This window comes from Streptomyces erythrochromogenes (assembly GCF_040684695.1).
Classification (GTDB): domain Bacteria; phylum Actinomycetota; class Actinomycetes; order Streptomycetales; family Streptomycetaceae; genus Streptomyces; species Streptomyces erythrochromogenes_C.
This window is the reverse complement of record NZ_JBFBGM010000004.1, coordinates 237,999-250,267: the sequence shown is the minus strand read 5'-3', so window position 1 is coordinate 250,267 and position 12,269 is coordinate 237,999. Positions and strand designations below refer to the sequence as shown.

The window sequence follows — 12,269 nt, the reverse complement described above, 5'->3', positions numbered from 1 at the left end:
GCGTCATCCCTTCACGGCGCCGGCGGTCATGCCGCCGACGGCCTTGCGCTGGAGGAAGATGAAGATGAGCAGGACCGGGACCGCGAAGAGCGAGGAAGCGGCCATGGTGGCGCCCCAGTCGTTGCCGAAGGCGGACATGAACTCGGTCAGCCACAGCGGCAGGGTCTGCGCGGTCTTGTCCTTGTTGAGGATCAGGACCATGGCGAACTCGTTCCAGGCGGTGATGAAGCCGAAGAGCGAGGTGGACATCAGGCCGGGGGCCAGCAGCGGGAAGATCACCTTGCGGAAGGCCTGGCCGCGGGTGCAGCCGTCGATCTGGGCCGCCTCCTCCAGCGTCACCGGGACGGCGGCGATGAAGCCGCGCAGGGTCCAGATGGTGAAGGGGAGGATCATCACGAAGTAGATGGCCGTCAGCAGCGGGAGGCTGTTCAGCAGCTCGCCGTCGCGGGCGATCATGTACATCGCGATGACCATGACCTCCCAGGGGGCCATCTGGGCCATCATCACGGTCAGGACGAGGCCCTTGCGGCCCTTGAACCTCATGCGGGCGATGGCGAAGCTCGCGGCGAGGGCGACGAGCAGGGCCAGCACCACGGCGCCGACGGTGACCAGGACGCTGTTGGTGACGTACGTCCAGAAGTTCTCGACCCCGGTGGCCTTGCCGAAGTTGTCCAGCGTCGGCGTGAAGACGAAGACCGGGTCCTTGGTCAGCATCTGGTCGGCCGGCTTGAGGGCCGACGAGAACATCCAGTACACGGGGAAGACGAAGACCAGGGCCAGCAGCAGCGCGCCGAGGTTCTTGGCCACGGCCGCGGGGCGCACCGGGCGGCGGGTACGGAGCTGCTGTGCGGGCCTCTCGGGAGCCGCGGGCTTCGGGGCGGTGGTCGTGCTCGTGCTCGTGCTCACTGCTCCTCCTCCTGCTTCAGGATCAGGCGGAAGTAGAAGGACATGACGACCACGAGGATCACGATCGTCAAGACGGAGATCGCGGCGGCGAGGCCGTAGTGGGCCTGGCTCTGGCCCTCGACGTAGGCGAAGACGGGGAGGATCTCCGAGCCGCGGTCCGGGCCGCCCTTGTTCATCGCGTAGACCTGGGTGAAGGCCTTGAAGACCCAGATCACCTCAAGGAAGGTGGTGATGAGGAAGAAGGGCTTCAGGTTCGGGAAGACGATCTTCCAGAAGGTCTGCCAGCCGTTGGCGCCGTCCATGCGGGCGGCCTCGTACAGCTCGGCGCCGACCGTGGTGAGGCCGGCGTACATGTTGAGGGCGACGAAGGGGATGGAGCCCCAGACCACCAGGATCGTGACGATCACCATGGTGGAGAGGCCGGTCTCCATCCAGTTGTGCTGTTCGTAGCCGGAGAAGCCGGCGGTGCGCATGACCCAGTTCATGACGCCGAACTGCTCGTCGAACAGCCAGCGGAAGACCTGTACCGAGGCGACGATCGGCATGGCCCAGGCCATCACCAGCGCCATCGACAGGACCAGGCGCATCTTCGTGCCGAGCTTGTTCAGCAGGATGCCGATGAGGCTTCCCAGCACCATGATCAGCGCGACGTTGGCCAGGGTGAAGGCGAAGCTGCGGACGACGACGGTCCAGAAGGCAGAGTCGCCGAGGAGTTCGGTGTAGTTGTCGAGTCCGGCGAAGGGGTACTTCCGCTGGATGAACTCGACCTTGTTGATGTCCTGGAGGGACAGGATCACGTTCTTGATCAGCGGGTACAGCAGGAGCGTCGCGAGGGCGAGCACCGCGGGCGCGACCAGCAGGTAGGGCAGCCACCCCGAGGGGAGCGGCTTTCTGCCTCCGCGAGGCGGCCTATGGCCGGCGCCGGTTGCTGGGGCCGGCGTCTCGGGCAGTCCGGCGGACTTCGGTGGTGCGTCCTGTGGAGCGCTGGTCACCGCTCCCTGGGAGTGCACGGTCATGGCTTGGCTTCCTCGCGGTTGACTGTGGAGTCAAATGCGCGACCGGGGGCGCGGCGGGTGTCCGGGCACCTGCCGCACTCCCCGGTGCGTGCACACTGCTGGGTCGTGCGGGTCCTGCGGGTCCTGCGGGTCTTGCGGGTCTTGCGGGGCGGGACTACTTGTTGATGCGCTTGGCGATCTCCGCGTCCGCCTCGGCGCCGGCCTTGGCCGCGTCCTCACCCTTCAGGACCTTGGTCATGAACTCCTTGATGGGGTTCGGCTCGGTCTCGACGTTCGCCCAGCCCGCGGTGACCGGGGTGATCTTGCCGTTGACGCCGCCCTTGCCCATGGCCTCGGCGAAGGAGCCCGCGGCGGGGGTGAAGTTGGCCGCGGCCTGGTTCGGGAGCAGCGCGCCCTTGGTCTCGGCGGCGTACTTGGTCATCTGGTCCTTGCCGGCGGCGAGGGCCAGCCACTCCTTGGCGAGCTCCTTGTTCTTGGAGCGCTCGGCCACGGCGAGGTTCGAGCCGCCCAGGAAGACGGTGCTGGTCTTGTCCGCGGTCTTGCCCGGGATCGGGAAGTAGCCGAAGTCGGCTTCCTTGCCCGCGTCCTTCAGCGCCTTCTCGGCACCGCCGGCCTCCCAGCCGAGACCGATCCAGGAGGCGACGCCGCCCTTGGGGACGATGTCGGTGGACTGCTGCGGGTTGGCCTCGTCCTTGTCCTTGGGGGCGGTGGAGTAGGACTGGAGCTTCTTGTAGAACTCCATCGCGGCGCCGGCCTGCGGGGTGCCGAGGCCGCCCTTCCACTTGGCGCCGTCCTTGACGGCGAGGTCGCCGCCCTCGTCCCAGATCAGGCCGGCGAGGACGTACCAGCTCTGGCCGGGGAGGTAGATGGGCTGGGTGGCCGGGTCGGCCGCCTTCAGCTTCTCCAGGCCGGCGATCCACTCGTCGCGGGTGGTGGGCGGGGTGACACCGGCCTTGGCGAAGGCCTTCTTGTCGTAGACAACGACGCGGTTGGCGGCGTACCAGGGGGCGGAGTAGAGCTTGCCGTCGACCTCGGCCGAGGCGAGCATGCTCTTCTGCCAGGCGTCGGCGCCGAGCGCGGCCCTGTCCTTCGTCAGGTCGGCGAGACCGCCGGTGACCGCGTAGCCGGCGGTCTGGGTGTTGCCGAGCTCAAGGACGTCCGGAGGGGTGTTCTCGGAGAGGGCCGTGGTGACCTTCTCCTGGATGCCGGTCCACTTCTGCTCCTCGACCTTGACCGTCACACCGGGGTGCTTGGCCGAGAACTCCTTGTTGACCTCGTCGATCCAGGCCTTCGGCGCGGAGCCGTCCATGACCCAGACGGTGATCTCCTTGGGACCCGCGTCGGCCTTGGCCTTGTCGTCGTCCCCATTGCCACACGCCGCGAGACCGACCATCATGCCCGCGACACCGACCGCCGCGATGAGCTTGCGCTTCACGCCACCCTCCTCAGGGATGCCTGCCTGCACTTCCCTTGCCCGCCGCGGTGACATACGCGAAGTACTGCCGTGGGGCTGGGATCTGATCCATATTGGTGTAGACCAGTAGCTGGAGCTTGGCCTAGACCTTTAGGGGTGTCAAGGGTCTAATGAGCGGGTGCCCGGTCCGTTATCGGACCGACACCTGGGGAGAGAGAAGGCCTGTACCCCCAGTCGTGTCACCATGTGACCGCACATATCGGAGGAGCCGGTGACGGCAGCGAAACTGGAGTCGGGAAGGCGGGCGGCGATGGCCACCGAAGGGGCACTCACGGAGCCGGACGGCGGGGCAGCCACCCGCACGGCCCGGGTACCCAAGTACTACCGACTCAAGCGGCACTTGCTCGACATGACCGAAACCATGCCGCCCGGGACGCCGGTACCGCCGGAGCGCACGCTCGCGGCCGAGTTCGACACCTCCCGGACCACGGTCCGTCAGGCCCTCCAGGAACTGGTCGTAGAGGGACGTCTGGAGCGGATCCAGGGCAAAGGCACCTTCGTCGCCAAGCCCAAGGTCTCCCAGGCCCTGCAACTGACCTCCTACACGGAGGACATGCGGGCCCAGGGCCTGGAGCCGACCTCGCAGCTCCTCGACATCGGCTACGTGACCGCCGACGACACCCTCGCCGGACTGCTCAAGATCAACACCGGCGGGCGGGTCCTGCGCATCGAACGCCTGCGCCTGGCCAGCGGCGAGCCGATGGCCATCGAGACGACCCACCTGTCGGCCAAGCGCTTCCCCGCGCTGCGCCGCTCCCTCGCCAAGTACACCTCCCTCTACACCGCCCTCGCCGAGGTGTACGACGTCCACCTGGCGGAGGCCGAGGAGACGATCGAGACCTCGCTGGCCACCCCGCGCGAGGCCGGCCTGCTCGGCACCGACGTCGGGCTGCCGATGCTGATGCTCTCCCGGCACTCCCTGGACGCCGACGGCGAACCGGTGGAGTGGGTGCGGTCGGTGTACCGCGGCGACCGCTACAAGTTCGTCGCCAGGCTCAAGCGCCCGGCCGTCTGACAGCCGCCCTCCGGCAGCCGCCGTCCGGCAGCCGCCCGCCCCACCCGGACCCCGCCCCGCGCACCGGAATTCCGCGACCGGAATGCGGACGGGGTCTTACGTTCACCGGGCCATCCCCCGTAGATTCCGCGTCCTTACGCAGATGATCGACGAGGGGACCAGCGTCATGCCCGAACCGGAAGCAACAGGCACACAACGGGACACGGCGAGCCCGGCAACCCCATCGGGCTCGCCCTCCCCCAAGTCCATCGCCGTATGGGTGCTCGTCGCGCTCGTCGGCGCCATCGGCTGGGGCGTACTGGCGCTCTCGCGCGGCGAGGAGATCTCCGCGGCCTGGCTGCTCGCCGCGGCCCTGGGCTCGTACGCCATCGCCTACCGCTTCTACGCGCGCTTCATCGCACACCGCGTACTGAAGGTCGACGCGACGCGGGCCACCCCCGCCGAACGCCTCGACAACGGTGTCGACTTCCATCCCACCGACCGCCGGGTGCTCTTCGGCCACCACTTCGCCGCCGTCGCCGGCGCCGGCCCGCTCGTCGGTCCCGTGCTCGCCGCGCAGATGGGCTACCTGCCCGGGACCATCTGGATCGTCGCCGGCGTGATCTTCGCCGGCGCCGTCCAGGACATGGTGACGCTGTTCTTCTCCACCCGCCGCGACGGCCGTTCGCTCGGCCAGATGGCGCGGGACGAGATCGGCCCCGTGGGCGGAGCCGCCGCCCTGGTCGCCGTGTTCGCCATCATGATCATCCTGCTGGCGGTGCTGGCGCTGGTCATCGTCAACGCCCTGGCGCACTCTCCCTGGGGCGTCTTCTCCATCGGCATGACCATCCCGATCGCCGTCTTCATGGGCTTCTACCTGCGCGTCCTGCGGCCGGGCCGGGTCACCGAGGTGTCCCTCATCGGTGTCGCCCTGCTGCTGCTCGCGATCGTCGCGGGCGGCTGGGTCGCCGAGTCCTCCTTCGCCGGGACCTTCACCCTGGAGAAGGAGACGCTGGTCATCTGGATGGTGGTCTACGGCTTCCTGGCGTCGGTCCTCCCGGTGTGGATGCTGCTGGCCCCCCGCGACTACCTCTCCACCTTCATGAAGGTCGGCACCATCGCGCTCCTCGCGATCGGCGTGGTCATCGCGATGCCGACGCTGAAGATGCCCTCGATCACCGACTTCGCGGCCCGCGGCGACGGCCCGGTCTTCGCCGGGTCGATGTTCCCCTTCGTCTTCATCACCATCGCGTGCGGAGCGCTCTCGGGCTTCCACGCCCTGGTCTCCTCGGGCACCACCCCGAAGATGATCCAGAAGGAGACCCAGGTCCGCATGATCGGCTACGGCGCCATGCTGACCGAGTCGTTCGTCGCCGTCATGGCGATCATCGCGGCCTGCATCATCGAGCCCGGCCTCTTCTTCGCGGTCAACTCCCCTCCCGGCATCATCGGCACCACGGTGGAGTCCGCCTCGCAGGCGGTGACGAACTTCGGCTTCGCCATCTCGCCCGAGGCGCTCGCCCAGGCCGCCAAGGACGTCGAGGAGGCCAGCCTGCTGTCCCGCACGGGTGGCGCGCCGACCTTCGCACTCGGAATGTCGGAGATCTTCTCCTCCGTCATCGGCGGCGCCGGGATGAAGGCCTTCTGGTACCACTTCGCGATCATGTTCGAGGCGCTCTTCATCCTGACGACGCTCGACGCGGGCACCCGCGTGGGCCGGTTCATGCTCCAGGACACCCTCGGCAACGTCCACAAGTCCTTCAAGGACGTCAGCTGGAAGCCCGGCGTGTGGTTCGCGAGCGCGATCGTGGTCGGCGCGTGGGGCTACTTCCTGTGGGTCGGCATCAAGGACCCCCTCGGCGGCATCAACCAGCTCTTCCCGCTCTTCGGCATCGCCAACCAGCTGCTGGCAGCGGTGGCGCTGGCCGTCTGCACCACGCTGCTGGTGAAGTCCGGCCGGCTCAAGTGGGCGTGGGTGACGGGCGTGCCGCTGGTCTGGGACGCGACGGTGACCCTTACCGCCAGCTACCAGAAGGTCTTCTCCGAGGACGTGAAGGTCGGCTTCTTCGCCCAGCGCGACAAGTACCAGGCGGGCATCGACGCCGACAAGGTCCTGGCCCCGGCCAAGAACATGGACGACATGCACACGATCGTCACCAACGCCACGGTGGACGGCGTGCTGTGCGCCCTCTTCGCCGCCCTGATCATCGTGGTCCTCGCGGACGCGCTGCGCACCTGCGTCAAGGCCGTCCGCGACCCCGGGTCGGCGAAGCTCTCCGAGGTTCCGTGGACCGAGTCGAAGATCGTCGCCCCGGCGGGCCTGATCGCCACCCCCGAGGAGCGGGCCGAGCTGGCCGCCGCGGCCGACCGCGACGCGGGCGGCGGGCAGGTCAAGGAGCCGGTGGGGTGAGCACCGTACGGAGCGTGCTGGCCCGGGCCAGGTACTACGTACGGGAGTTCTCGGGCGAGGCCGCGTACGACCGGTACGTGGCCCACGCCCGCGCCCACGACCCGGACGCGGAGGTCCTCACCCGCCGCGCCTTCGAACGCGCCCGCACCGACGCCCGCGAGGCGGACCCCCGCGAGGGCTTCCGCTGCTGCTGACACACACGAAGGGCCCCGCCGCACCCCGCGGCGGGGCCCTTCGGCGTTGCTCAGCGCACCCAGTCCTTGAGGGGCTCGGTCGGGAGGACGATGCCGACCGGGTCGGGAAGGCGGACGTCCTTGCCGAAAGGAACGGTGCGGACGGTCTCGTAGCGCTGGCCGTCGGGGTCGCTGTGGACGAGGACCTGGCATTCGAGCCGGTCGATGAGCAGGTAGACGGGGATACCCGTCGACGCGTACGCGCGCGGCTTCTCGATCCGGTCCCGCCGCTCGGTGTCGGAGTCCCACGAGGTCACCTCGACGGCCATCAGGATCGGACCGGGATCCACCCAGTCGCCCTGGCCGACGAAGGCATCCTCATGCGCCAAGACGCCGTCCGGGATGGCGCGGCCCTCCCGGTACTGCTCCACCTTGACCCCCTGCCCGGCGTGCAGCCAGAGGTCCGGGTGGTGCTGCATGCAGATCCGGCTCAGCCAGACAATGATCCGCCCGTGGTCCCCGTCCGGCACTGCTTTGCTCCTGATGACCCCGTCGATGAACTCCAGCCGCAGACCTTCGACCTCTCTGGCGCCTATGCGCGCCACGGCCTCGAAGTCCTCGGTCAGCATGTGGGGGCGGTCGGCCATCACGGTCATGCCTCGCTCACCTTCCTCGACGGTGCTGCCTCCGACGATAGCGCCGGCCGCCGGGGGGCGTCCTGCACACTCGACCGCATGGACATGGTGATCAGAACGGCGGTGCCCGCCGACTACGAGGTGCTGGGCGAGATCACGGCGCAGGCCTACCTGGCCGACGGGCACCTGGACTTCAACGAGGACGACGCCTACCTGAACGTGCTGCGCGACGTGGCCGGGCGGGCCGCCCTGGCCGAGGTGCTCGTCGCCGAGCGCGACGGGCAGGTGCTCGGCGGGGTGACCTTCGCCGCACCCGGCAGCCCGCTCGCCGACATCGCCGGCCCGGACGAGGCCGAGTTCCGGATGCTCGCGGTGGCCCACGCGGCCCGCGGCCGGGGCGCCGGCGAGGCCCTGGTGCGGGCGTGCGTCGAACGGGCACGGGCCGTCGAGGGCGTCACGGGCGTCGTCCTCTCGACCCAGCGCAGCATGACCGGGGCCCACCGGATCTACGTGCGCCTGGGCTTCGCACGCACTCCGGAGCGGGACTGGGCGCCCATCGAGGGCCTGACACTCCTCACGTATCGACTCAAGCTGTAGCCACGCCGACACTACATGTGGGGGTTGCCGCACAAGGGCGCCCCCACATGTATGCTCATGCCTGCTGTCGCCGCAGGGGAATCCGGTGGGAATCCGGAACTGTCCCGCAACGGTATGAAGTGTCCGACATCCGGACGCCAAGTCCGATGACCTGCCGGCAGCGCGCCCGGATCGACCGACCCGGGCGCCGACACGTCCGGGCCTCGCGGTTGGGCCGGTGGACGCCGTGCGGTGTGCCCTCCTGCCACGCCCGCATGCGCCCGCGCCCGCCCGCCGATGACCGGGCCGAGCGAGGGAGAGCTCCCGCCGTGACCATCGCGCCTTCCGCACCGCGCGCCGAGTCCGTTTCTGGCGACAACACCGAGGGCCCGGGGGCCACGCTGCTGCGTACCCTCACCGAACTGACGGCGGACCTCCCCGACACCGACCCCGGCCGCGTGGCCGCCGCCGCGCTGCGCGGCCGCAGCTCCGCCGCCGACGAGGCCGAACTGCGCGGGCTGGCCACCGAGTCCGCCGCCGGCCTCATCTCCGAGGACCCCGCGTACTCCAAGCTCGCCGCCCGTCTGCTGACGCTGGCCGTGCGCGACGAGGCCGCGAGCCAGGGCTCCACCTCGTTCTCCGCCTCCATCGAGGTCGGCCACCGCGAGGGCCTGATCGCCGACCGCACCGCCGAGTTCGTGCGCGCGCACGCGGCCCGCCTGGACGCGCTGGTCGAGCACACCCTCGCCGAGGGCGCCGACGACCGCTTCGGCTTCTTCGGCCTGCGCACCCTGCACAGCCGCTACCTGCTGCGCCACCCGATCACCCGTCAGGTGATCGAGACCCCGCAGTTCTTCATGCTGCGCGTGGCCTGCGGCCTCGCCGCGGACGAGAGCGTCCAGGCCGTCGAGGAAGTGGCCTCGCTCTACCGGCTGATGAGCCGACTGGACTACCTGCCCTCCTCCCCCACGCTCTTCAACTCCGGCACCCGGCACCCGCAGATGTCCTCCTGCTACCTGCTGGACTCCCCACTGGACGAGCTCGACTCGATCTACGACCGCTACCACCAGGTCGCGCGCCTGTCGAAGCACGCGGGCGGCATCGGCCTGTCGTACTCCCGCATCCGCGCCCGCGGTTCGCTGATCCGCGGCACCAACGGCCACTCCAACGGCATCGTTCCGTTCCTGAAGACCCTCGACGCCTCCGTCGCCGCCGTGAACCAGGGCGGCCGCCGCAAGGGCGCCGCCGCGGTCTACCTGGAGACGTGGCACGCGGACATCGAGGAGTTCCTGGAGCTCCGCGACAACACCGGTGAGGACCAGCGCCGCACCCACAACCTGAACCTCGCGCACTGGGTGCCGGACGAGTTCATGCGCCGCGTGAACGCCGACGCCGAGTGGTCGCTGTTCTCCCCGGCCGACGTGCCCGAGCTGGTCGACCTGTGGGGCGACGACTTCGACGCCGCCTACCGCAAGGCCGAGGCCGACGGCCTGGCCCGCAAGACCATGCCCGCCCGCGACCTGTACGGCCGGATGATGCGCACCCTCGCGCAGACCGGCCAGGGCTGGATGACCTTCAAGGACGCCTCCAACCGCACGGCGAACCAGACCGCCGAGCCGGGCACCGTCGTCCACTCCTCGAACCTGTGCACCGAGATCATCGAGGTCACCAACGACGGCGAGACGGCCGTCTGCAACCTCGGCTCGGTCAACCTCGGTGCCTTCGTGCTCACGGAGACGGGCGAGATCGACTGGGAGCGCCTGGACGAGACCGTCCGCACGGCCGTCACCTTCCTCGACCGCGTGGTGGACATCAACTTCTACCCGACCGAGCAGGCCGGCCGCTCCAACGCCCGCTGGCGTCCGGTGGGCCTGGGCGCGATGGGCCTCCAGGACGTCTTCTTCAAGCTGAAGCTGCCCTTCGACTCCCCCGAGGCGAAGGCCCTGTCCACCAAGCTCTCCGAGCGCATCATGCTCGCCGCGTACGAGGCCTCCTGCGACCTCGCCGAGCGCAGCGGCCCGCTCCCGGCCTGGGAGCAGACCCGCACCGCGCGCGGCGTCCTGCACCCGGACCACTACGACGTCGAGCTGAACTGGCCGGAGCGCTGGGACGCGCTGCGCGCCCGCGTCGCCGAGACCGGCATGCGCAACTCCCTGCTCCTCGCGATCGCCCCGACGGCGACCATCGCCTCGATCGCCGGCGTGTACGAGTGCATCGAGCCGCAGGTCTCCAACCTGTTCAAGCGCGAGACCCTGTCGGGCGAGTTCCTCCAGGTGAACGGCTACCTGGTCGAGGAGCTCAAGCAGCTCGGCGTGTGGGACGCCCAGACCCGTGAGGCGCTGCGCGACTCCTCCGGCTCGGTCCAGGGCTTCGGCTGGATCCCGGCCGAGGTGCGCGAGCTGTACCGCACGGCGTGGGAGATCCCGCAGCGCGGCCTGATCGACATGGCGGCGGCCCGTACGCCGTTCCTGGACCAGTCGCAGTCGCTGAACCTGTTCCTGGAGACGCCCACCATCGGCAAGCTCAGCTCGATGTACGCGTACGCCTGGAAGCAGGGCCTGAAGACCACGTACTACCTGCGTTCGCGCCCGGCGACGAAGATCGCCCGCGCCGCGCAGGCGGCCACCGCCGCTCCGGTGGCGCTCCCGCAGGCCGTCGACGCCGACGCGCTGGCCTGCTCCCTTGAGAACCCCGAGTCCTGCGAGGCGTGCCAGTAATGAGCTCCACCGACAACAAGAACCTCCTGGACCCGGGCTTCGAGCTCACGCTCCGCCCGATGCGCTACCCGGACTTCTACGAGCGCTACCGGGACGCGATCAAGAACACGTGGACGGTGGAGGAGGTCGACCTCCACTCGGACGTCGCGGACCTCGCGAAGCTGACGCCCGCCGAGCAGCACATGATCGGCCGTCTGGTCGCGTTCTTCGCGACGGGCGACTCGATCGTCTCGAACAACCTGGTGCTGACGCTCTACAAGCACATCAACTCCCCGGAGGCGCGCCTGTACCTGTCGCGCCAGCTGTTCGAGGAGGCCGTGCACGTCCAGTTCTACTTGACGCTGCTCGACACCTACCTGCCCGACCCGGACGACCGCGCGGCCGCCTTCGACGCGGTCGAGGAGATCCCCTCCATCCGCGAGAAGGCGCAGTTCTGCTTCAAGTGGATGGACTCGGTCGAGAAGATCGAGCGCCTGGAGACGGCCGCCGACCGCCGCCGCTTCCTGCTGAACCTGATCTGCTTCGCGGCGTGCATCGAGGGGCTGTTCTTCTACGGCGCCTTCGCGTACGTGTACTGGTTCCGCTCGCGCGGTCTGCTGCACGGCCTGGCCACCGGCACCAACTGGGTGTTCCGTGACGAGACCATGCACATGAACTTCGCCTTCGAGGTCGTGGACACGGTCCGCAAGGAGGAGCCCGAGCTCTTCGACGACGCGCTCCAGCAGCAGGTCACCGACATGCTGAAGGAGGCCGTGGAGGCGGAGCTGCAGTTCGGCCGCGACCTGTGCGGCGACGGCCTGCCGGGCATGAACACCGAGTCGATGCGCGAGTACCTGGAGTGCGTCGCGGACCAGCGCCTGGTCCGTCTCGGCTTCCCGCCGGTGTACGGCTCGCAGAACCCGTTCTCCTTCATGGAGCTGCAGGGCGTGCAGGAGCTGACGAACTTCTTCGAGCGCCGCCCGTCGGCCTACCAGGTCGCGGTCGAGGGCACGGTCGACCTGGACGAGGACTTCTAGTCCGACCGCGCACCCCCGGGTGCACCGAGAGCCGGGACGCGAGGTGATCGCGTCCCGGCTCTTCGCGTTCCGGGGCGGTCGGGACGCCCGCGGCGGGGGCGTCGGCGGGGCTCAGTGGGCGAGCCGCCCGCGGCGCCAGGCCGCAGCCCGCGGGCCGTGCCGGCGCGGGGTGGGCGGCATGCCGCCCGCCTTCTGCCGGGGCAGCCACACGAGCCGGGTCTCGACGGCCCGCAGCTGCCGGTCGATCCGCCGCTCGCGCAGGGCCCCGTACAGGCCGGGGGCGAGCAGCAGGGCGGCGACGGCGAGGACGGCGAGGTAGCTCAGGAACGTGTTCATGTATCCACTGTCCCTC

The 12,269-nt window shown here is 69.5% G+C and carries 11 protein-coding genes and 1 riboswitch; of the genes, 6 read left to right on the top strand and 5 right to left on the bottom strand.

Features of this window, described 5'->3' with window-relative positions; all coding sequences use genetic code 11:
- Nucleotides 1-3: 3 nt before the first annotated feature.
- The 3 genes from AB0O53_RS10090 to AB0O53_RS10080 form a co-directional block, all read right to left on the bottom strand.
- The gene (locus AB0O53_RS10090; RefSeq protein ID WP_350988426.1) at nucleotides 4-822 is read right to left on the bottom strand and encodes a carbohydrate ABC transporter permease; all 819 of its coding nucleotides are present in this window, start codon (nucleotides 820-822) and stop codon (nucleotides 4-6) included.
- Between the two features lie 80 nt (nucleotides 823-902).
- Nucleotides 903-1,922, bottom strand: coding sequence for a carbohydrate ABC transporter permease (locus tag AB0O53_RS10085; RefSeq protein WP_350987967.1), 1,020 nt, complete (start codon nucleotides 1,920-1,922; stop codon nucleotides 903-905).
- 154 nt (nucleotides 1,923-2,076) lie between these two features.
- Nucleotides 2,077-3,357, bottom strand: coding sequence for an extracellular solute-binding protein (locus AB0O53_RS10080; protein WP_350987968.1), 1,281 nt, complete (start codon nucleotides 3,355-3,357; stop codon nucleotides 2,077-2,079).
- A 289-nt stretch (nucleotides 3,358-3,646) separates the two neighbouring features.
- On the opposite strand from AB0O53_RS10080, the gene AB0O53_RS10075 reads away from it, so the two are divergent.
- The 3 genes from AB0O53_RS10075 to AB0O53_RS10065 all read left to right on the top strand — a co-directional run bounded on the left by AB0O53_RS10075 (nucleotide 3,647) and on the right by AB0O53_RS10065 (nucleotide 6,994).
- Nucleotides 3,647-4,411: a GntR family transcriptional regulator gene (locus AB0O53_RS10075; RefSeq protein ID WP_350988427.1), complete on the top strand. Its 765-nt coding sequence runs from the start codon at nucleotides 3,647-3,649 to the stop codon at nucleotides 4,409-4,411.
- 142 nt (nucleotides 4,412-4,553) lie between these two features.
- Complete coding sequence (locus tag AB0O53_RS10070) at nucleotides 4,554-6,800, top strand: carbon starvation CstA family protein (protein ID WP_350987969.1); 2,247 nt, start codon at nucleotides 4,554-4,556, stop codon at nucleotides 6,798-6,800.
- Entirely contained in the window at nucleotides 6,797-6,994 is a 198-nt protein-coding gene (locus AB0O53_RS10065; RefSeq protein ID WP_350987970.1) for a YbdD/YjiX family protein, read from the top strand. The genes AB0O53_RS10070 and AB0O53_RS10065 overlap by 4 nt, the downstream gene beginning before the upstream one ends.
- A 50-nt stretch (nucleotides 6,995-7,044) precedes the next feature.
- Here AB0O53_RS10065 and AB0O53_RS10060 read toward each other — a convergent pair whose 3' ends face one another.
- Nucleotides 7,045-7,629, bottom strand: a complete 585-nt coding sequence (locus tag AB0O53_RS10060) for a Uma2 family endonuclease (protein WP_365194422.1) — start codon at nucleotides 7,627-7,629, stop codon at nucleotides 7,045-7,047.
- Between the two features lie 78 nt (nucleotides 7,630-7,707).
- Here AB0O53_RS10060 and AB0O53_RS10055 point away from each other — a divergent pair, with 78 nt between their 5' ends.
- The 3 genes from AB0O53_RS10055 to AB0O53_RS10045 all read left to right on the top strand — a co-directional run bounded on the left by AB0O53_RS10055 (nucleotide 7,708) and on the right by AB0O53_RS10045 (nucleotide 11,917).
- Nucleotides 7,708-8,205: a GNAT family N-acetyltransferase gene (locus AB0O53_RS10055; RefSeq protein WP_365194419.1), complete on the top strand. Its 498-nt coding sequence runs from the start codon at nucleotides 7,708-7,710 to the stop codon at nucleotides 8,203-8,205.
- A gap of 51 nt (nucleotides 8,206-8,256) precedes the next feature.
- Nucleotides 8,257-8,378: riboswitch (cobalamin riboswitch) on the top strand.
- A 135-nt stretch (nucleotides 8,379-8,513) separates the two neighbouring features.
- Nucleotides 8,514-10,901 (top strand): ribonucleoside-diphosphate reductase subunit alpha, encoded by a 2,388-nt coding sequence (locus tag AB0O53_RS10050; RefSeq protein WP_365194416.1) that lies wholly within the window; start codon nucleotides 8,514-8,516, stop codon nucleotides 10,899-10,901.
- The gene (locus tag AB0O53_RS10045) at nucleotides 10,901-11,917 is read left to right on the top strand and encodes a ribonucleotide-diphosphate reductase subunit beta (RefSeq protein ID WP_031151615.1); all 1,017 of its coding nucleotides are present in this window, start codon (nucleotides 10,901-10,903) and stop codon (nucleotides 11,915-11,917) included. Before AB0O53_RS10050 ends, AB0O53_RS10045 begins: the two co-directional genes overlap by 1 nt.
- A gap of 111 nt (nucleotides 11,918-12,028) precedes the next feature.
- Here AB0O53_RS10045 and AB0O53_RS10040 read toward each other — a convergent pair whose 3' ends face one another.
- A complete protein-coding gene (locus AB0O53_RS10040) occupies nucleotides 12,029-12,253 on the bottom strand; it encodes a hypothetical protein (RefSeq protein WP_350987973.1) in 225 nt (74 codons plus the stop codon).
- Between the last annotated feature and the right edge of the window lie 16 nt (nucleotides 12,254-12,269).